Consider the following 21,548-nt stretch of genomic DNA (forward strand, 5'->3'; position numbering starts at 1 on the left):
GAAACACTTTTAGAGGGTTTGACCATGTCAGAATTTTCTTCCCAGCCGATTCAATTTGCTTATTGGGTTCCCAATGTCAGTGGTGGACTTGTGGTCAGTAATATTGAACAGCGTACAGACTGGAGCTACGACTATAATGTGCGTTTGGCTCAGGCAGCCGAGGCCAATGGCTTCGATTACGCCCTGACTCAGATCCGCTTTACCGCAGGTTATGGGGCAGAAAATCAACATGAGTCGGTCAGTTTTAGTCATGCCCTCTTGGCCAAAACTGAAAAGCTTAAAGTGATTGCTGCGATCTTACCCGGCCCATGGAAACCCGTTTTGGCGGCCAAACAACTGGCAACCATTGATTATCTGACTAATGGACGTATTGCCATTAATGTGGTGAGTGGTTGGTTTAAGGGTGAGTTTGATGCGATTGGAGAAGAATGGCCTGAACATGACCAACGTTATGTGCGTTCTGAAGAATTTATCCGTAGCATCAAGGGTATCTGGACAACGGATAACTTTAGTTTTGATGGTAAATATTACCAATTTAAAGATTATACCCTCAAACCAAAGCCGATTCAGAAATCGAGCATCGAAGTCTTTCAGGGTGGTAGTTCACGTGCTGCCCGCGATATGGCGTCACGGGTTTCAGACTGGTACTTCACCAACGGCAATACGGTTGAGGAAATTCAGAAACAAGTGGATGATATTCGTGCCAAGGCCAAAACAAATAATCATCAGGTTAAAATTGGGGTTAATGCCTTTATCATCGCCCGCGATACGGAAGCAGAAGCACAAGCCGTATTACAGGAAATTATTGATCAAGCCAACATTGAAGCAGTCAATGCCTTTGACGACGCAACCCGTCAGGCAGGCGCAGCCAGTCCTGAAGGTGAAGGCAACTGGGCAAAATCCACTTTTGAAGATCTGGTGCAATATAACGATGGCTTCAAAACCAATCTGATTGGCACACCTGCGCAAATCGCCGAGCGGATCGTGGCACTCAAAAATGTTGGTGTTGATTTGATTCTTTCAGGCTTCCTGCATTTTATTGAAGAAGTAGAATATTTTGGTGAAAAGGTTCTGCCTTTGGTTCGTGAATTAGAGTTACAACAACGGGTACAAACGACTGCGAAGTCGGCTTGAGTCAAATAAGCTTGAATAAAAATAATAAGAAATACTCTGTATAAAACAATAATTACACCCCAGAACTCGGTCTGGGGTGATTTTATTCTTCATTTGATCAATCCGCCCACTTTCAATAGGCTGAATTGGGTTATTTATTTTAAATTAGAATTTTGCTTTAAGCGTTAACGTGACGTTTCTTGGTTCTCCCCAATAAACACCATTGTAAAATCCAATTTCCTGATAATACTTTTCATCAAATAAATTATTAAATTGCAGGTTGGCACTTAAATTTTTGCTAAAGTCATAGCCAATGTTAGCACTGGCTAGAAAATAGGCATCCTGACGAACAAAGCCATCGGTATTACTAGGTGCGCCACCCCACTTGCGCTTGACTTCGCTTTGCCAATTGATACCGAAACCTACATTTAGTTTCTCTGCGCCATTCCACCATGTCTCAGGTAATTTCAGATTGGTATACACTTTGACCAAATTTTGCGGTACGTTAGTTAAAGCACTTACTTGTGGAGAGCTCACGCTATTGACATAAGTATAGCCTGCACTCACATTCCAGCCTTGGGTAATTTGGCCAATAGCTTCTAGTTCAAAGCCTTCGACCTTATATCCTTCGCCAGATGCCATCATTGGATCAGCGCCATCATCTGTTTTAATTCCTTGATTAACAGCCTCTAGATCTCGAACTGCTATATTCTCTTTTTCAGAGCGAAAAATGGCAGCGGTTGCTAATAATTGTTCATTCAACAAACTGGTTTTCATCCCAATTTCATAGGCTTTTCCTGTTTCTGGATCAAGAAATCTACTATTTCGATCTTTATTGGTCGTTGGGCTAAAAATATCGGTATAACTCGCATAGGCTGTTACTAAAGGCGTAATGTCATATGTGACGCCGACATAAGGAGTAAAAGAATCCGCTTTTACATCACTTTTGGTACCATTGGTGGCTTTATATTCACTATATCGTCCCCCCACAATCAGTTTAAGTGGATCGGTAATGCTTAAACGCACCGTACTGTAAACCCCGTAATTTTGTTGTTTCGCATCTTTAGTTGAGGGAGTTACGGTATAATTTGGTTGAGTGGTGGCATTACCATTCCAGCTTTGCCAGTTATTAATCAAACATGATCCTGCGATATTATTGGCAATAGTTTCATTCTTTCCTGTACAGGTTACTTGATCGCCGATATTGCCATATAAAGCACCTGTTGGAGCATCACTGGAACGCTGATAACCATTCACCCCCAAAATGAATTCATGCTCACGATTAAATAGTTTAAATGGACCTGTCGTATATAATTCTAAATTGGTTTTTTTAGATTCCTGCGTCGGATAAACCGTAGACCAAAGGCCTATACCTGTACCATCTGACTTCGGAAAACCACTGCCACCATAAGACATCAACCAGAAATTTTTTGAATATGAATACGAAGCTGCGGCTTTAATCAACCAATCATTTGCAAATTTATAACTTAAATCGACAAATGCAGTACGATCATTCTGACTAATTGTGTTCCAACGATTCGCCAAACTGAAATTGCGTGGCAAATTAGCTAAACTGCCATCAGCATTCCAGTAGGGTACTGCTCCCCACGTCGAACCTTTGGGTTGATTGTCCTGATATTGAAAGCCAACACTTCCCGTTAAATGATCTGAAAAATCGGCCTCCACCATTGCCATTGCCGCTGTAGATTCGAGCGAGTAATAATCCATATATGAGTCGCCTTGCTCATGCATCGCCATAACACGACTACGAATACGACCATCTTGAGTTAATGGCACCGAAACATCCGCTTCATTACGAATCGTATCCCATCGACTGAATGAGGTAGATGCATAACCTGATAATTCTTTGGTAGGACGCTTACGGATCATGTTAATAGTCGCAGAAGGATTCCCCGTAGAACCACTTAAACCTGTTGCGCCTTTTACGACTTCAATACGATCAAAAAAGAAACTGTCAGTACGAGGACTATTATCGCCAATCGGCATTCCATCAATCTGGCGATTGGTAATCGGATAACCGCGGCTATAGTATGAAGAACGCTCACTATCAAGTTTCGTTACTGTGATGCCAGGCGTTGCCATTAATACATCATCAATAATATTTAAGTTTCTTTGCTCAATCTGCTCACGCGTAATCACGCTGACAGACTGAGGGGTTTCCTGAATACTCAAGTTTAATTTAGCGGATCCTTTAGACGCTTTTGCCTTATAGCTACCTGTACCTTCAGTTTTATCTCCCTGCTCATCAGCATGTAATACAATTGAGGGTAATACCGCCGTTTCTTGATCTGAAGCGTCCTCATTGGCAATGACTAAAGGTGAAATCCCAAGGAGAATAAACGAAACAACAGCATGTGATAAAGGAGTCTGGGAAAAGGTTGGCATTATAGTTCCATTAAATATTAATATTAACGATAATAATTATCATTTAATATAAACAGAAAAACAACACATCCTTCATCTTTCCACTAATTATGAGTAAGCTATATCCAAATTAAGAATAAAAACTCGGCTCAGGGACTTTTCCAGTTAACACCCACTCGCCCACTTCCTGATATTTGTAGTCGATCGGATCATGTAAGGTTTGAGTGCGTACATTGCGCCAGAACCGATCCAGATTGAGTTGTGCAGTTGTGGCACGTGCGCCCATCACCTGAAAAATATTCTGGGTAATGAAAAGACTGCTTTGCGTCGCAGCAATTTTAGCTGTGGCAATTGCAACAGATACTTCGCCACGTTGCTGTGCCGTTAATTGTTCTCCCTGTTGCCATGCGTGTTGTAACAGTTTAACTGCTTTTTCTGTCAATAAACGAACACTTTCAAGCTGAACATAAAATTCGGCAAAATGCTTTTGAATATAAGGGTCTTGGATTGCAGTTTCAGCACTTGATTTAAACCATGCTTTTTGTGACTGAACGGCTTGTCTGGCCGTTTCAAATGCCCCTTCTGCCACACCCAAAAATAAATGCACAAATATCAATTGAGCAATCAATGGTCTTAAACTTGCATAAGGCGTACTTAAAGGGCCAGGATTTAACAATAATTCATCTTTAAAAATTCTCACTTGTTCAAAATGCGTTGTACCACTATCGGTTTGGCTTTGTCCCATGTTGTTCCAATCACCAAGAAAATGAATTCCCTCTCGTTGACTTGGAATAACTCCGATGAATAACTTATCGTTTAAATAACCTGAACAGAGCAAAAAGTCAGAGTCCATTGAACCAGAACAAAAACTTTTATCTCCATGAAACAAATATTCATCTTCACTCAGTTGCTCGATTTGTACACGCTGATCTAGCGGATTAAGTGCATTTCCCCAAAATAATTGTTGCTGCGCCGTTTGTTCAAACCATTTGGCATATTGTTCAGGTTGGGAAAATAATTGTACGGTCGCAATCAGTAAATGATGAAATCCATAAACATGTGCCAATGAACTATCAGCCTGTGCAATGATTCGAATCGTGTTAAAAATGGTTGTCCAGTCTGCTCCGACTCCTCCATATTGTTGAGGAATCGATAAGCTCAATAATCCACTGGCACGGAGTTGATCGCGCTCAGTTTTTGGATTACCACCTTGTTTATCACGCGCCGCTGCTGTCTTTGCAAATTCAGATGCCAGTGTTTGGGCAATTTCAATCGGATCGTTGTGCAGTGAAAAATCAACGGCATTCATGTTTTTCATCCTTGCTTTATTTTTTAAATCAGTTCGATAGCCTAACAAACTTAAGCCAGTTGCTTTATCACAATCTAGAAGATACTCAGCATCAAAATAAAAATACCGTCTTGGCGACGGTATTTTTAGCAATCAAGATCAACGATCTGGATAAACGGTAGCAATCAAATGCTCCACCACCGCGGGTTCTGCCAGTGTTGAAGTATCACCCAGACTGCCCAGTTCGTTCGCCGCAATTTTACGTAAAATACGTCGCATGATTTTTCCTGAACGGGTTTTCGGCAAAGCAGGCGCCCAATGCAGTACATCAGGCATGGCGATCGGTCCAAGTTGTTTACGTACCCATTGGACTAATTCTCCCCGTAATTCTTCAGACTCAGCGACTCCTGCCTGTAAAGTCACAAAGGTACAAATGCCTTGTCCTTTAATTTCATGCGGCATTCCCACAACGGCAGCTTCAGCAACATGCTCATGAGCGACTAAGGCACTTTCAATTTCAGCGGTTCCCAAGCGGTGCCCTGAGACATTGAGTACATCATCGACACGCCCAGTAATCCAGTAGTATCCATCTTTATCACGCCGCGCACCATCGCCCGTAAAATAACTGCCTTTAAATGTGGAAAAATAGGCTTCAATAAAACGATTCGGATCGCCCCAAATCGTTCGCATTTGACCCGGCCATGAGTCCTTAATGATCAAATTTCCTTCAGCTTCGCCCTCAAGCTCGTTGCCTTCTCCATCCACTAGTGCAGGCTGCACCCCAAAATAAGGTCGAGTTGCAGAACCCGGTTTTAAAGCTGTAGCCCCTGGAAGCGGAGAAATTAAAATTCCCCCCGTTTCGGTTTGCCACCATGTATCGACCACAGGGCAACGAGCTTCACCCACTACATTGTAATACCATGACCAAGCTTCAGGGTTAATCGGCTCACCAACCGTTCCTAAAAGTCGCAAACTGCTACGGTCACTTTCGCGGACATAGGCATCGCCTTCACGCATCATGGAACGAATAGCCGTTGGTGCAGTATATAAAATCGTGACATTATGTTTATCGACAATATGCCCGATGCGCGCCCATGTTGGATATTGCGGAACGCCTTCAAACATTAAGGTCGTCGTTCCGTTAGACAAAGGTCCATAAAGCAGATAACTATGTCCTGTAATCCAGCCTACATCCGCAGTACACCAGTAAATATCGTCCTGTTTTAAATCAAAAACCTCTCTAAAGGTCGAATTCACATAGACCAGATAGCCGCCTGTGGTATGCAACACGCCTTTGGGTTTTCCTGTTGAGCCAGAAGTATAAAGAATAAATAAAGGATCTTCGGCATTCATCGGTTCAGGCGGGCAAATCTCATCAACTTCTGTGATCACTTCGTGATACCAAAGATCACGCTCTTGTTGAAAGTGGATTGGATTACCTGTGCGATGCACCACAATCACATGCTCTACGCTCTGGGTTCCATCCAGTTTTAGTGCTTCATCGACACTTTCTTTTAAAGGGAGTTGTTTCCCACCACGCATACCCGCATCGGCAGTAATGACCAGTTTGGCTTGACTGTCTTCAATTCGACTCGCCAATGAATCTGGAGAAAATCCACCAAAGACCACACAATGCACCGCACCAATACGCGCGCAGGCCAGCATGGCAATCGCGGCCTCGGACACCATTGGCATATACAACACCACACGGTCGCCTTTGGAAATACCATATTTTTTTAAAACATTGGCAAAACGACAAACTTCTTCGTATAACTCTTTAAACGAAATAATTTTATGCCGTGAAGGGTGATCACCTTCCCAAATAATCGCAGGTTTATGTGGATGTTCTTTGAGATGTCGATCCAGACAGTTTGCACTGACGTTTAACTCACCATCAGCGAACCATTCGATCTTAAAATTGTCGATGTCATAACTGGTATTTTTGACCTGGGTAAAGGGTTTGATCCAATCCAGTCGTTTCGCTTCGGCTGCCCAGAACTCTTCAGGTTGCTCGATTGATTGCTGATAACGCTCAAAATAATCTGCTTCAAGCGTCCGCGCTGTTTTTTTAAATTCTTCGGGTACTGGATAGATGTCATTCATGCTGTTCCCTTCCTTGATGTTTGATATCTCATCACGAGATTTTGTCAGTCATTTACTTATTGATTTTTATTCCGCCTTAAGCAGTATGAACACAGCATAAAAGCGCAAACAATAATGCTTTGGTCTTAGTTCAACATAGCCTAATTTTTTAGTTCAGACATTATCTTTTCGAATAAAATTATTGATTTTTTGTGTACTTAGCTATACTTTTTTTAATGAAGATTTCAAACTGTAGCTTCACTAAAGCTTAAGAACTGTAACATTTCATCCGAATATAACCATTCAAAAAAATGAGGACCATATGACACAGCCATCTTCAAATTCCCCTTTCTTTTCAAAAAGTAGTCTAGATATTAAGGATCATCCACTGACTCCCAATGGACGTTTTAATCGTTTGAGTTATCTGGGTTGGTATGGTTTTTTAAATATTGTGACCGTAGTTGCCTATTTAGCATTGGGCGTTTTTGTAGGCGCGTTTAGTCTAAGCACCTTTTCCATTAATGATCGAGTCATGGATTTGTTTAGTGGCGCAATGGGCATCGGCATCTTGGTGTTATGGGCAATTGTTGCCTATTTTCATATCGTTTTTTTAGTTCGTCGTTTACATGATGCCAATCGTAGTGGTTGGCTGTGTTTGTTGATTTTAATTCCGCTCGTACAATTTCTATTTATGCTTTATGTGCTTTTTGTTCCGGGAAGCAAAGGCTTGAATGATTATGGTGCACCGCGTCCGTCAGCCGTATGGGAAAAAATTCTGGCGTGGCTCATGATTATTGTCATGATTTTAAGTCTATTTTCTGTTGCCAGCCTGATTTCATTCATGTCTAGTACAGGCGAACTGCAAACCCCAACAGAGATCGTACAAAAAGGTACAAGCTATTTCTAATCTCTATTGCAACCTAGTTGAGGGTTATAGGTGATCGTACTACACTATCGCCTTGTTTTTTAAAGCTGGTATTTTGGAAATCAATGTGGCAGAAGATAATAAACTGAGCGATGTCGCAACCGATACCGCTCAACTGATTCAGCAGGCGGGTGAGAAAACCACAAAATCGGTCATTCAACATACTGAAAAATACCACGATGCCTATACCGCGATTGATAAAATCGTGGATAGCTTCTGGGAACGTGTGCCTTACTTATGCATTGCTTTGGCCGTTTTTTTGATTTTTTGGCTTTTAACCAAAGTCTTTAAATTTTTTATCGCCAAAACCCTCAGCAATCGCAGTTATACCCGCCAGAATCTGGTCTTGGTACTGAATCGTGTCGGTAGTGTTTTGATCATGTTTGTGGGTTTCCTCATTGCACTGGTGATTGCCATTCCAGGTTTTACCCCAAGTCAACTGGTCAGTGCGCTAGGGATTGGTTCGGTGGCGATTGGTTTCGCCTTTAAGGATATTTTCCAGAACTTATTATCGGGCGTTCTGATTTTATTGGGTGAACCATTTCGTATTGGCGACGATATTATTGTCAACGGTATGGAAGGAACCGTCGAAGATATTCAAATCCGTGCGACTTTTTTACGTTCGCCTGATGGCCGCCGTTTAGTGATTCCAAATGCAACGGTTTATACCAGCGCTATTACGGTGAATACTGCTTATCAACGTCGACGTTGCCAATTTGTGGTGGGTATTGGCTATGAAGATGATGAACAAAAAGCAAAATCGATTATTCTGGATATTCTGAATAATAACCGTAATGTCCTCAGTCAGCCTGCATTTAGTGTCAATGTCACCGCATTGGCCGATTTTTCAGTCAATCTTACAGTGCAATGGTGGGTAGACACGACAGAAACCGGGATTTCAGCTTCTATTAGTGAGATTCAGGCTGAAGTCAAACAGGCATTTAGTGCAAATGCCATCAACATTCCTTACCCGATTCAGGAACTTAAAGTCCATCAAAGTGCACCAGAATTACTCAATACAGCAACAACCGCAGAATCAAGCAAACAATCTTCCCAATAAATAGGAAATAGCGGTTTCTGTTCTTAGAATACGGTTGCCTAAGTGGTACGCTTGGCAGCCGTTTTTGGTCAGTAAATCTACCTCATAAGGGATAAATCCCCCTTCTGGCCCAATGACGATGCTACAGGGATGATCAATTGCATAGGGCATGGCGGTTTCTGCATACGGATGTGCCAAATAAGCAGGTCGATCTTTATCAATCATTTGCGGCAAAATATCTTCAACAAATGGCTTAAAACGTGGATATAACTCAATTTCAGGAACAACCACATCTCCTGCCTGCTCCAAGCCTAGAGTCACATAATGATCCAGTTGTTTTAAAAAAGGCGTTTGCCAATAACTTTTATCCACACGATAACTGTGGATAAGTATCAACTTGTCCACACCCAATGTCACGCTGTCCATCACAATACGACGTAACACTTTGGGTCGAGGCAAGGCGACAATTAAAGTCACAGGTAACTTAGCAGGAGTTGGTTCTTGCTGAATAGGCGCAACCCAAATTTTATCAGCATCTATCTGTTTAATTTCAACCAGATAACGTGCCTGATGACGAACTCCAACTTTGAGTCGATCACCGACTTTCAATTTTAACTGCTGAATAATATGCTGATATTGTCTGGGCTGGTGAATGACCCACAATGTCTCTTGAACATCCTCGGGTTCCAATAACACAATATTCATGCATCCTTCACCTGCTGATCCAGATAGTGGTCGATCACCGCGATATGATGTCGTAATGACCCCTGATTCCGCGCTAACACTCGTTGTGCCTGAGCTGCCATATGTTTTGCAGCCTCTTGATCATATAAATAATGTCGAAACGCTGCCACTGCCGCCTGTGCATCGGGTGCAATGTCAATCGCCTGTTCCGCAACACATTCATCTACGATATTTTGAAAATTAAAATAATGCGGGCCAATCACGGTCGGCACATAAAGCGCCATCGGTTCCAAAATGTTATGTCCGCCCCCCGGTTGATTGAGCGAACCACCGACAAAACAGACCTGACTTAAGGCATACCATAACCATAATTCACCCATACTATCTGCCAGATAAACTTGAGTATCGGGTTGAACGTTCTGACCCAAACTACGTCGTTGAGTGTTTAGATTGAGTTTCTGGCATAACTGAAAGACTTCATCAAAACGCTCAGGATGACGAGGTACCACGATACATAACAAGGCAGGATTATTTTGTAAATCCTCTCGCAGTGCCTCAAGTAATAATTGTTCTTCTGGCGCATGGGTACTCGCCAAAGTCACAATCTGACGTTCAGCTAATTGCCATTGTTGTTGTATTTGTTCGGCTTGCTCAAGAAAATGGATGGGTGCTGAAATATCGAATTTAATATTACCCACTATTAGTGCTTTTTGTGCGGCTAAACCCAATTCAATATAGCGCTGTCGGGTGGATTGATCCTGTGCCAATAAAATATCTATTTTACTCAGCATCGCTCGGGTTAAACCCGCTACTCGGGCATAGCCTTTAGCCGATTTTTCAGAAAGCCGAGCATTGAGTACCATCACTGCAATCTGATGTTGTCTGGCTTGATCGATTAAATTTGGCCATAATTCTGTTTCGACTAAGGCCAAAAAACGTGGCTGGTATTTTGCAAAAAACTGTTGCAGCAGATCAATTTGATCCACAGGCAAATATACCGCCTGAAATAGATCCAGATACGGTTCTTTTAAAAATAAAGATTTGGCGCGCGTCTGACCTGTTTTGGTGGTATTGGTCACCAGAACGGGATAACCCAATTTTAAATAATGTTCAATCAATGGCTGCGCGGCATTGGTTTCACCCACTGAAACTGCATGAAACCATAAGGCATGACGATTTTTAACAGGCTGAAATGGCCCAAAACGCTCCAGACATTCCTGTTGATAGAGTGCATCTGTTTCAGCGCGCTGTTTGATCTTCCAGCGATAAAAAGGCTTGATACACGCCAATAAAAAGTTATACCAAAATGGAGTCGCCAAACAGATACCTTGGAATTTGTAACTTGATCGAACTATATCATTGCAAAATAATAGAAGAAATAGTGTAATTGTCAGAAAATTAATAAACTATAGTGAGATTTCCCATATTGTTACTTATCTTATTATTAGGTTGTTTTTTAAGTATTCCTTTATTTTTTCTTTGGTATCGCCTTTTCAAAAAATACATTATCAACACCAAAAGAAGAAAACTCCTGACTTTTTTTGCAACGTTACTCACGATACCATTTATCTATATTGGATCAATCTTTATCTGGCTTTTTACTATCAGCTATTATCCTGATTATAGTTTCAATAAAAAAAAATGGTCTACAAATCAAGAAACTCGTTATGAGCTTTCTAAAGATATAATTGGCAGTAGAATGTTAATAGGAAAAACAAAATTAGAGGTTTTAAAAATCTTAGGCGATGAAAATAACAAAATTGAAGAAAATCATTGGATTTATTATTTAGGTACTAGACCTGAACTGTTCAACATTGACCCTGATATGCTTAAAATCGAATTCATAGATGGGAAAGTTATAAAAGTGAGTCAACACCCAACTTAAAACTAATTCGCCAAGTATAATCTAATAGATATCAAATTATACTCAGCATCAAAATCAAGAAATTAAATCGCTGGATAATCGGTATATCCCAATGCACCTTTGGCATAAATGGTTTCTGGATTTAACTCATTGAATGGCAGATTCTTTTCCAAACGTGTCAACAAGTCAGGATTAGCAATATAGGCTTTACCAAAAGAAACCGCATCTGCTTCGCCTGATGCCAAAAGCTGTTTGGCTGATTCAGGCGTTAGATTTTCATTGGCAATCCACGCCCCTGTAAATTGCTGACGCAATTGTGGACTGATACTGTCTTCGGCTTGATATTCTCTTGAGAAAACAAAGGCAATCTGGCGCTGACTCAGTTGTTGCATGACATAACCAAAGGTTTCTAGTGGATTGGCATCCCCCATGTCATGCGAATCTGCTCGCGGTGCAATATGCACACCAACACGTCCTGCACCCCAAACCTCAATAAATGCATCGACCACTTGTAACAATAAGCGCGCGCGATTTTCAAGGCTACCGCCATATTCATCATCACGATGGTTTGTGGTACTTTGCAAGAATTGATCAATCAAATAACCATTTGCCGCATGCAACTCCACTCCATCAAAACCAGCAACTTTGGCTAACTCCGCGGCATGTTTATATTGCGCGACAATCTCCTGAATCTCTTCAATCGATAATGCACGCGGTGTCACATATGGACGTTTTGGTCGTAATAAACTGACGTGTCCAGCTGGTTGAATGGCACTTGGTGCAACAGGTGTATCGCCATCCAAAAGATCTGGATGAGAAATACGTCCCACATGCCAAAGCTGTACCACCATTTTTGAGCCTTGTGCATGCACTGCCTCTATAATTGGCTGCCATGCCTGCGCCTGCTCTTCTGACCACAGTCCTGGTGTTTCTGCATAACCCACCGCTTTAGGGGCAATCACTGTCGCCTCAGTCAAGATCAGACCTGCATTGGCGCGCTGGGCATAGTATTCCTGCATCAATTGATTCGGAACGCGAGTTTCACCACTTCGTGCTCGGGTTAAAGGAGCCATGACCAGACGATTTTTAATTTCAAAATCGCCAATTTTCAAGGGAGAGTTCAATTCAGCCATAATCGCCTCGGCTCACACTGTTTGCTTGAGTTACAGTGCTTGTTTTAAATGATCGAGATATTGCTGAATCAATGCTTCATTACGTGAAAAATAAGACCATTGACCATATTTTTCGACCTTAATCAATCCTGCCTGTTGCAATACAGACAAATGATTGGACATGGTAGATTGGGAGACATTGCCCAAACGTTCAATGTGACCCGCACAGACACCACGTTCAAAATTGCCACACTCTTCTACCGACAAATAATGGGCTGGCTGCTTTAACCATTGCAAAATTTGCCGGCGAGTCGGATTGGCTAAGGCTTTAAAAATCGCATCTACATCCATAAACCTTGCTCATGGGTTAAATGACAAAGCATTGTTCAACACCTGATCTCATTATATCGAATAATTTAGATATTAATATCTATTTTTATAGATATATTGTCATCGCATGTAAATTTGCTTTGCCAATTGACTTGTAACTTAGAGACCTTGTTTTAAACTGGCTTCAATAAATTTGTCCAGATCACCATCCAGTACAGCGCCAGTATTGGAGTTCTCAACCCCAGTTCTTAAGTCTTTAATACGTGAATCATCCAGCACATAAGAGCGGATTTGACTGCCCCAACCGATGTCAGATTTGGAGTCTTCCAGTGCCTGAGCAGCTTCATTACGCTTACTCATTTCCAGCTCATACAATTTGGCACGTAACTGTTTCCATGCATGATCACGGTTCGCATGTTGTGAGCGCTGATTTTGACATGCCACCACAATCCCTGTTGGCGCATGGGTTAAACGCACCGCAGAATCGGTTTTGTTAATGTGCTGACCACCCGCACCTGAAGCGCGGTAAGTATCGGTGCGCACATCGGATGGATTGATTTCAATTTCGATATTGTCATCAATTTCAGGTGATACAAACACCGCGCTAAATGAAGTATGACGACGATTACCACTATCAAATGGTGATTTACGTACTAAGCGATGTACACCCGATTCGGTGCGTAACCAACCATAGGCATACTCACCCTCTACACGGATAGTCGCAGATTTAATGCCTGCCACATCACCATCTGACTCTTCCATCAATTCAGCTTTAAAGCCATGACGTTCGATCCAGCGCATATACATTCGTAATAGCATCGATGCCCAGTCTTGCGCTTCTGTGCCGCCAGACCCCGCCTGAATCTCGACATAACATGGATTTGGATCCATGGGGTTGCTAAACATCCGACGGAATTCTAGCTTGGCCAGCTCTTCTTCAGCGGTGGCAAGTTCAGCTTCCACATCCACCAGTAAGCTTTCATCATCGGCTTCAACCGCCAAATCCAGCATGGCTTTGGCATCTTCAAGTTGTTCAGCCAAACCATCCAGTACATTAATTATATTTTCAAGCTCGCCTTTTTCTTTGGCCATCGCTTGAGCGCGACTCTGGTCATTCCAGATCGCAGGATCTTCTAATTCACGCAGGACTTCTTCTAAACGTTCTTTTTTCAGATCGTAGTCAAAGATACCCCCGTAGTGTTTGACTACGATCAGTTAAATCTTTTAATTGGTTTAGATAAGGATTAATTTCCACGCGATTATGCTCACATCAAAAATAAATAGCGCATTATTTTAGCATAAAGTGTTTTTTAAGACATGATATGAAACATGATCACTGCAATGAAGACCTCAGACCGCACACTGAAAAAACTTAAAATAAGCTGAATAGCTTTCTGTATTCGGCTTCATTATTGCTATTTATTAAAGCATTTTACCCTCCATCATGATGTGCATCTGAAAATCTTGACTCACAAAAATGCCTCTTTATTGAGCAAAATATTACAATACTCACAAAACTACGTATCTTTTAATAAAACAAAACATTCAATTATTTTGTTTAATTACAATAACTTATATTTAAAAATTTACATTGCAATTACATTATTACACTACAGTTACTAAGCCAAGATTGACGCACCATAATTTTCCAATACACTCTAAGTTGTAACAAAAGATTTACTTTTTTAAAAACTTTGGAGGGGAGATTTCCATGAAAAAATTAGCAATTGCATCTGCTTTATTATCCACATTGGCCTTTGTAGGCACTGGTACTGCACATGCCTATCAGGCTGAAGTCGGCGGTTCTTATACCTATAATGACTGGGATGACTATGATGCAACTCATCAGTTTGGTTTAGATGGAACTTACTATTTTAACCCTGTACAAACCCGTAATTCACCACTTGCAGAAGCCGCGTTTCTTGACCGTGCTAGTAACGTGAGTGCCAACGTTAAATATGCAGATAACGATGGCGTAAAAGACACTAATTACGGTATTGGCGCTGAATACTATGTTCCAAATAGTGACTTCTATGTGAGTGGTCGTATTGGTCGTGAAGAGTTTGAAGTCGATAACAGCCCAATTGATAGTAAAACAACTCTTTACGGTGCTGAAATCGGTTACCTACCAACACCAGGTTTATTACTTGCTTTGGGTGTAACAGGTTATGACCAGAAAGACGGCGATGATGGTGCTGACCCTACTATTCGTGCCAAATATGTCACTCAAGTCGGTCAACATGATGTAAACCTTGAAGCATACGGTGCATTTGGTGATCTAGATGAATATCGTGTTCGTGGTGATTACTATATCGATAAAACATTTAGCGTAGGTGCAGATTACTACAATAACGACTTAACAGATCGTGATGAGTGGGGTATTAACGCGAAGAAATTCCTCAATCAACAAGTCAGCGTTGAAGGTCGTATCGGATTTGGTGACAACTACAACACTTATGGTGTTCGTGCTGCTTACCGTTTCTAATTCAAAACAATCCTTAAAAAAAATCGCTCAAATTGAGCGATTTTTTTATTTTAAAATTTAATGAATATAACTTATTTATTTCAGTCAGCATTGTCCCCCATCTTTTATTTAATTTTTATTTTAGTAAACGTTTACACCTCCAAAATGTAAATAAAACTTTACATTTTTATAAATTACGAATACTCTTAATGTAAAGTAAACTTTACATAGGTATCCAATGAATAAATCTCGTGCTGTTCTGGAATTAGTTTTAGCCATTACATTTTATGTGGTGATCTTAATTATTTCATTAAAAGCACTTACTCATATTGAAAATCAATCGTTAAAAGTCTTGGTTTCTTTACTTCCCGTGCTTCCCGTTATACTGGTGATCTGGGTTATTATTCGTCAATTTATTCGTTTTGATGAATTACAGCGTAAAATTCAATTACAAGCACTCGCCATTAGTTTCCTCGGCACCGCATTCCTTACTTTTAGCTACGGCTTTTTGGAAAATATTGGATTTCCCAAACTGACCATGTTTATTGTCTGGCCTATGATGGGAACCTTTTGGTCAATGAGTACAATTATAGGTTCTTGGTATTACAATCGATGAGAAATAAGCTTCCTACACTACGCAAAAATCAAGGATTATCGCAAAATGATTTGGCTGTTTTGCTGGGTGTGTCTCGCCAAACGATTAATGCCATTGAAAAAGGCCGTTATGACCCGAGTCTGTCTCTGGCATTCAAATTATCAAGACAGTTTAAATTAACAATTGAGGAAATATTTCCTCAAGATGAAAACAGCTCAGATCACGCTATTGAATAAATAAGAACGCTTTCATTTCACATAAAAAGGGCAAAATAAAAGCAAGTTCGTTATTTAGCCTACTTTTATGTTGTTTTCTAAATTCAATTATTGTTCTAAATAAATAATCCGTAGCTGTAAGCTGACCGAACCATTAAACTGATTACGTTCAAGTTCATAGACCAGCCGTATACGTTCTTTCATGGGATCGAATTTAAATTTATCCTTTGCATTAAAGGCAATGGCATCGACTGTTGCACCATCCTCTAGCGCCAATTTAAGTTTCAAATGACTGTCTTTGAGCCAGCGATAGTCCAGTACCTGAAAGTCACCTTCAAACTGAGGTAAGGGAAATTTATGTCCCCACGGTCCGAGCTGTTCGATCTGACTCAGTGTTTCCAGATCAAAAGCGTGATGCGGCAAATGACCATCTGTCCATAATGTGGCCTGAAATAATTCCTGATCCATATCCGCGAGCAAATCGGTGAAATGTTGTTTAAATGCCTCAAAATGATCTTTATGCAAAGTTAAACCCGCTGCCGCAGCATGACCACCAAAATGACTAATTAACTCTGGATGGCGCTCCGCCACACGTTCAATTGCATCACGGATATGAATACCATCAATAGAACGTGCCGACCCCTTAATATGCTGCCCATCTTCATCTGGCGCAAAGACAATACTCGGGCGGTGAAATTGTTCTTTTAAACGACCCGCCACAATCCCGATCACCCCTTGATGCCAACTTTGTTCGAATAAGACTAAGGCAGAAGGAATGCTCTCTGTCTCCAGTTGGAGTTGCTCCAGAGAATCGATTGCCTGTTGCTTCATACTGGTTTCAACTTGGCGGCGTTCAACATTGAGCTGATTCAGTTGTACTGCAATCTGATAAGCCTTGGCATAATCATCTGCCAATAAACATTCAATGCCGATATTCATGCTGTCCATGCGTCCAGCGGCATTGATGCGTGGGCCAAGCACAAAACCCAAATCCTGCGCTTTTAAACTGGCTGCATCGCGTTTCGCGATTTCTAGCAAAGCCAATATACCTAGACGACATTGCTGTTGCTGAATCCGCTTTAGACCTGCATCGACTAGAATTCGGTTGTTATAATCCAGACTCGCCACATCTGCATAGGTTCCCAATGCGACCAAATCCAGATATTGGCTTATTTTAGAACTGCTTTTATTCAGCTTGCTGCGGTAAGTCGCCAAATTTGCCAGTAAATAAAAAGCCACACCGACACCCGCCAATGCCTTACTTGGAAATTCACAGCCTAGTTGGTTGGGGTTGACCACGGCTTCAGCCTGTGGCGTAGCTTTGGTGGTTAGATGGTGGTCGGTGATAATCACCTGCATGCCTAATTCATGACAACGCTCAACACCTGCATGACTGGAAATCCCATTGTCTACCGTAATCAATAAATCGGGCTGAAAAGTGTGATCTGCCAACTCTGCGATGGCAGGCGTTAAGCCATAGCCATATTTAAAGCGGTCAGGCACGAGATATTCAACTTTTGCGCCCATATCACGCAGTACCAAGATCATTAATGCCGTACTGGTGGCACCATCTGCATCATAATCCCCGACAATCACGATCTTTTGTTGCTGATCAATCGCCTGATCAATCAATTGAATCGCTTTGTCCAGATCTTTCAACTGCGGCGCAAGCAAATGTTTGAGTTTTAAATCAAGCTCATCACTTGAATTGACCCCACGACGTGCCAGAATTTCAGCAATAAAAGTCGGCACACCCTGAAACTGTTCAGGATGTGTCAATAAAGGGCGTTGTTTAATTTGAAATCGGATCATTTAAGGCATTAAACGCTGTAACTTCCATGTACCATCCACTTTCGCATAACTGAGTCGGTCATGTAAACGGTTGGGTCGACCTTGCCAAAATTCATAATAATCAGGCTGTAGGCGATAACCGCCCCAAAACTCAGGTTTAGGCAATTCAGCTTTGTCACCCACCTGATCATGGAGCTGATTAAAACGCTGCACCAACACCTCACGACTTTCAATGACACCACTTTGTGGTGTACTAATGTGTGCTGCAATCTGGCTATCACGTGGACGTTTATGATAGTAATCAATCGCTTCAAGTTCAGGGATTTTATTAACTCGACCACCAATCCGAATCTGTCGCTCCAGATCATGCCAATAAAACATCAGCTCGACATAAGGATTTTCAGCTAAATCCTGTCCTTTTTGGCTGTCATAGTTGGTATAAAAATCATAACCAGTTTCTGTTGCACCACGCAGCAACAGCGTCCGTACATGTGGGCGACCTTGAACATTACAGGTTGCCACCGACATGGCATACGGCTCATGAACTTTTGCTTCTAGTGCGTAATTAAACCACTGTAAAAATTGCTCATGAGGATTTGGACTGACTTGATTTTCATACAGCTCACCTTTTTCATAGCTGAGACGTAATTCACTCAGGTCTTTAATCAGGTCACTCATATGATTTCCCCTTTCATGCAGCAGTGGCGTGAAAACGCACAGCTTCAGCCAAATGATTGGCAAGCGCTGTCACTTCTTCTTGTTGATCACCTTCAACCATAACCCGAATGACAGGTTCTGTGCCTGATTTACGAATCAATAAGCGACCACGACCTTTCAGTTGTGCTTCGGCTTTTTCAAACTCTGCCACCAAAGCAGGTACCGCATACGGATCGATCATTTGATCAAGACGAACATTGACCAAGACTTGTGGAAATAGTTTAAAGTCAGCGACCAATTCATGCAGTGCTTTTTCCTGTTCAACCATCACGGTCAGCACTTGCAATGCCGCAATAATTGCATCGCCCGTGGTACTTTTATCTAAAGTTAAAATATGACCAGATGGTTCCCCACCAATCACCCAATTATTTTCCTCAAGCGCTTGCAGCACATAGCGGTCACCCACTTTGGCACGAACGAATGGTACTTGTGCTGCTTCCAGCGCCAATTCCAGCGCCATATTGCTCATGACTGTTCCCACAATACCCGCAGGCTTGTTGTTGGCCTGAGTCGCCAAAATATACAAAATATGATCGCCATCGACCTGATGACCAAATTGATCCACCATGATCACGCGATCCGCATCGCCATCAAAAGCAATGCCTAGATCGGCTTGATGCTCTAGCACTGCTTTTTGTAACTGTTCTGGATGGGTCGAACCACAATGTTCATTGATATTTAAACCATTTGGTTCATTGTATAAGGACACGACTTTGGCGCCCAATTCACGAAACACCGCTGGCCCGACACTATAAGCCGCACCATTGGCACAATCCACCACAATTTTTAAATTACGCAGGTCAAAATGATAGGGAAACGTCGATTTACAAAATTCAATATAACGTCCATTGGCATCTTTAACCCGAACGCTCTTACCTAGATTGGCGGTATTTTCGATCTGGATGTCATATTCTAATTCTTGATTGATTTGTTCCTGTAAATGATCAGGTAATTTTTTGCCTTCACTGGAAAAAAACTTAATACCATTATCATAATAAGGATTATGCGATGCGGAAATCACAATCCCCGCGTGTGCGTGTAAAGCACGCGTTAAGTGAGCAATCGCAGGCGTTGGTAATGGCCCTAATAAATGCACATACACCCCAGCCGCATTCAGACCTGCCTGTAAAGCTGCTTCCAGAATATATCCTGACAGTCGTGTATCTTTGCCTAATACCACCAATGGTTTGGCTTTAGGATTGGTTCGTACCAGAACCTTACCTGCGGCAAATCCTAGTTTGAGTGCAAACTCAGGGGTAATCGGCATTTCTCCAAATTTTCCACGAATGCCATCTGTTCCAAAATAACTCATGTTCTACTCACTTATTATGGACTGCTCGATCACAGCCTTTGTTTCATCTGTTTACTTTACACCAAAACAAAAATGCCGTCAGTGAACTGACGGCATTTTCATGTGTAGCGATGGTGAAAATTAACCCACCCGATAATTCGGGGCTTCTTTGGTAATGGTCACGTCATGCACATGTGACTCTTGCATCCCCGCAGAGGTAATTTTCACAAACTTGGTATTCTGACGCATCTCTTCAATATTGGCAGAACCTGTGTAGCCCATCGATGAACGTAAACCACCCATCATTTGATGCACGATTGCACTCATTGGGCCTTTATAAGGAACACGACCTTCGATGCCTTCTGGTACCAATTTTTCAACACCCGCTTTGGCATCCTGAAAATAACGGTCAGATGAACCTGTCGCGCCAGACATTGCACCTAATGAACCCATACCACGATACGCTTTATAGTAACGCCCTTGGAAAAATTCAACTTCGCCCGGTGCTTCTTCGGTACCCGCCATGAGTGAACCGACCATAATTGTACTTGCACCCGCAGCAATCGCTTTCGCCAAGTCACCTGAATAGCGAATACCGCCATCAGCAATTAATGGAATTTGTTCTTTCAATGCTGAAGCGACATTATCAATCGCTGAAATCTGTGGAACACCGATACCCGCAACGATACGTGTGGTACAGATCGAACCTGGTCCAATCCCGACTTTTACTGCATCCGCACCTGCATCGAGCAACGCCAAAGCCGCATCACCTGTTGCGATATTGCCACCAATGACCTGAACCTGCGGATAGTTTTGTTTCACCCAACGCACACGCTCAATCACGCCCGCAGAATGGCCATGCGCAGTATCCACCACGATCACATCGGCCCCTGCTTCAACTAGCGCTTCTACACGTGCTGGAGTTTCAGCACCTGTACCTACCGCAGCACCCACGCGTAAACGACCTAATTCATCTTTACATGCATTTGGATACAGTTCAGCTTTACGGAAGTCAGTCACCGTAATTAAGCCTTTCAAGGCATGGCTGTCATCCACCACCAATACTTTTTCAATACGATGCTTTTGTAGTAGCGCCTGAATATTTTCTTTAGATTCGCCCTCTTTCACCGTCACTAAACGGTCTTGGGGGGTCATGATATTGCTAACCGGCTGATTTAAGTTCGTTTCAAAACGTGTGTCACGCCCTGTCACAATCCCAACCACTTTGCCATCTTTGACCACAGGTACGCCACTAATATTATTGGCCTGGGTAATGGCAATCAGTTCACCTACTGTCGTTTCAGGGGTCACCGTAATCGGGTCTTTCACCATGCCTGCTTCAAATTTTTTGACACGACGCACTTCTGCTGCTTGCGCGGCAATATCCATATTTTTATGCAAAATACCAATACCACCGTTTTGAGCCATAGCAATCGCCATACGTGACTCAGTCACGGTATCCATTGCAGCCGAAACAAGAGGAATATTAAGTTGAATACCGCGGGTCAAACGTGTCTTTAAGGAGACATCTTTTGGAAGAACTGTAGAGTAGGCAGGGAGTAATAAGACATCATCGAAGGTTAACGCTTCTTGAACGATGGTCAGCATAACAATCTCACTGGTAGTTTCCGTGCGCTATTATAAACAAATTTG

General features: G+C 42.0%; 19 protein-coding genes. 7 read left to right on the top strand and 12 right to left on the bottom strand.

Annotated elements, in window-relative coordinates:
* The first annotated feature begins 24 nt into the window (after positions 1-24).
* Entirely contained in the window at positions 25-1,134 is a 1,110-nt protein-coding gene (sfnG, locus tag F944_RS01585; RefSeq protein WP_004985806.1) for a dimethylsulfone monooxygenase SfnG, read from the top strand.
* 144 nt (positions 1,135-1,278) lie between these two features.
* Here sfnG and F944_RS01590 read toward each other — a convergent pair whose 3' ends face one another.
* The 3 genes from F944_RS01590 to acs form a co-directional block, all read right to left on the bottom strand.
* Positions 1,279-3,519 carry a TonB-dependent siderophore receptor gene (locus tag F944_RS01590; protein WP_004985809.1) on the bottom strand — a complete coding sequence of 747 codons (2,241 nt, stop codon included), beginning with the start codon at positions 3,517-3,519 and terminating at the stop codon, positions 1,279-1,281.
* A 109-nt stretch (positions 3,520-3,628) separates the two neighbouring features.
* On the bottom strand, positions 3,629-4,807 hold the full coding sequence (locus F944_RS01595; RefSeq protein WP_004985811.1) for an acyl-CoA dehydrogenase family protein: 1,179 nt from the start codon (positions 4,805-4,807) through the stop codon (positions 3,629-3,631).
* A 138-nt stretch (positions 4,808-4,945) separates the two neighbouring features.
* Complete coding sequence (acs, locus tag F944_RS01600) at positions 4,946-6,889, bottom strand: acetate--CoA ligase (protein WP_004985812.1); 1,944 nt, start codon at positions 6,887-6,889, stop codon at positions 4,946-4,948.
* A 301-nt stretch (positions 6,890-7,190) separates the two neighbouring features.
* Here acs and F944_RS01605 point away from each other — a divergent pair, with 301 nt between their 5' ends.
* Positions 7,191-7,775, top strand: coding sequence for a DUF805 domain-containing protein (locus tag F944_RS01605; RefSeq protein ID WP_004985813.1), 585 nt, complete (start codon positions 7,191-7,193; stop codon positions 7,773-7,775).
* An 85-nt stretch (positions 7,776-7,860) separates the two neighbouring features.
* Positions 7,861-8,853 (top strand): mechanosensitive ion channel family protein, encoded by a 993-nt coding sequence (locus F944_RS01610; RefSeq protein WP_004985815.1) that lies wholly within the window; start codon positions 7,861-7,863, stop codon positions 8,851-8,853.
* Here the strand turns inward: F944_RS01610 and F944_RS01615 are convergent.
* Together F944_RS01615 and F944_RS01620 are read right to left on the bottom strand one after the other, a co-directional pair.
* Positions 8,830-9,537 (bottom strand): 16S rRNA (uracil(1498)-N(3))-methyltransferase, encoded by a 708-nt coding sequence (locus tag F944_RS01615; protein WP_004985817.1) that lies wholly within the window; start codon positions 9,535-9,537, stop codon positions 8,830-8,832. The two genes, F944_RS01610 and F944_RS01615, sit on opposite strands and share 24 nt — an antisense overlap.
* Complete coding sequence (locus tag F944_RS01620) at positions 9,534-10,835, bottom strand: 3-deoxy-D-manno-octulosonic acid transferase (protein WP_004985819.1); 1,302 nt, start codon at positions 10,833-10,835, stop codon at positions 9,534-9,536. Before F944_RS01620 ends, F944_RS01615 begins: the two co-directional genes overlap by 4 nt.
* Before the next feature lie 107 nt (positions 10,836-10,942).
* On the opposite strand from F944_RS01620, the gene F944_RS01625 reads away from it, so the two are divergent.
* Entirely contained in the window at positions 10,943-11,401 is a 459-nt protein-coding gene (locus F944_RS01625) for a hypothetical protein (protein WP_004985821.1), read from the top strand.
* Between the two features lie 62 nt (positions 11,402-11,463).
* Here the strand turns inward: F944_RS01625 and F944_RS01630 are convergent, their stop codons facing one another.
* From F944_RS01630 to prfB, 3 genes are all read right to left on the bottom strand, one after another.
* Entirely contained in the window at positions 11,464-12,513 is a 1,050-nt protein-coding gene (locus F944_RS01630) for an alkene reductase (RefSeq protein ID WP_004985824.1), read from the bottom strand.
* Between the two features lie 30 nt (positions 12,514-12,543).
* Entirely contained in the window at positions 12,544-12,843 is a 300-nt protein-coding gene (locus F944_RS01635; protein ID WP_004985826.1) for an ArsR/SmtB family transcription factor, read from the bottom strand.
* 138 nt (positions 12,844-12,981) lie between these two features.
* Positions 12,982-14,077, bottom strand: a protein-coding gene (gene prfB, locus F944_RS01640) for a peptide chain release factor 2 (protein ID WP_104795336.1) whose coding sequence is annotated in 2 segments (ribosomal slippage) — positions 12,982-14,004 and positions 14,006-14,077 — 1,095 coding nt in all. Because the reading frame shifts where the segments join, the coding sequence is not laid out codon by codon here.
* A gap of 456 nt (positions 14,078-14,533) precedes the next feature.
* On the opposite strand from prfB, the gene F944_RS01645 reads away from it, so the two are divergent.
* The 3 genes from F944_RS01645 to F944_RS01655 all read left to right on the top strand — a co-directional run bounded on the left by F944_RS01645 (position 14,534) and on the right by F944_RS01655 (position 16,117).
* Complete coding sequence (locus F944_RS01645) at positions 14,534-15,307, top strand: putative porin (protein WP_004985831.1); 774 nt, start codon at positions 14,534-14,536, stop codon at positions 15,305-15,307.
* Between the two features lie 217 nt (positions 15,308-15,524).
* Positions 15,525-15,902 (top strand): hypothetical protein, encoded by a 378-nt coding sequence (locus F944_RS01650; protein ID WP_004985833.1) that lies wholly within the window; start codon positions 15,525-15,527, stop codon positions 15,900-15,902.
* Positions 15,899-16,117 (top strand): helix-turn-helix transcriptional regulator, encoded by a 219-nt coding sequence (locus F944_RS01655; RefSeq protein ID WP_004985834.1) that lies wholly within the window; start codon positions 15,899-15,901, stop codon positions 16,115-16,117. The genes F944_RS01650 and F944_RS01655 overlap by 4 nt, the downstream gene beginning before the upstream one ends.
* Before the next feature lie 87 nt (positions 16,118-16,204).
* On the opposite strand, the gene recJ is transcribed toward F944_RS01655, so the two are convergent.
* The 4 genes from recJ to guaB form a co-directional block, all read right to left on the bottom strand.
* Positions 16,205-17,908 (bottom strand): single-stranded-DNA-specific exonuclease RecJ, encoded by a 1,704-nt coding sequence (gene recJ, locus F944_RS01660; protein WP_004985839.1) that lies wholly within the window; start codon positions 17,906-17,908, stop codon positions 16,205-16,207.
* The gene (gene pdxH / locus F944_RS01665) at positions 17,909-18,565 is read right to left on the bottom strand and encodes a pyridoxamine 5'-phosphate oxidase (RefSeq protein ID WP_004985842.1); all 657 of its coding nucleotides are present in this window, start codon (positions 18,563-18,565) and stop codon (positions 17,909-17,911) included.
* Between the two features lie 13 nt (positions 18,566-18,578).
* Positions 18,579-19,916: a phosphoglucosamine mutase gene (gene glmM / locus F944_RS01670; protein ID WP_004985845.1), complete on the bottom strand. Its 1,338-nt coding sequence runs from the start codon at positions 19,914-19,916 to the stop codon at positions 18,579-18,581.
* A gap of 120 nt (positions 19,917-20,036) precedes the next feature.
* Entirely contained in the window at positions 20,037-21,503 is a 1,467-nt protein-coding gene (gene guaB / locus F944_RS01675; protein WP_004985847.1) for an IMP dehydrogenase, read from the bottom strand.
* Between the last annotated feature and the right edge of the window lie 45 nt (positions 21,504-21,548).

The sequence above is a fragment of the Acinetobacter ursingii DSM 16037 = CIP 107286 genome, assembly GCF_000368825.1.
GTDB classification, from domain to species: Bacteria; Pseudomonadota; Gammaproteobacteria; order Pseudomonadales; family Moraxellaceae; genus Acinetobacter; species Acinetobacter ursingii.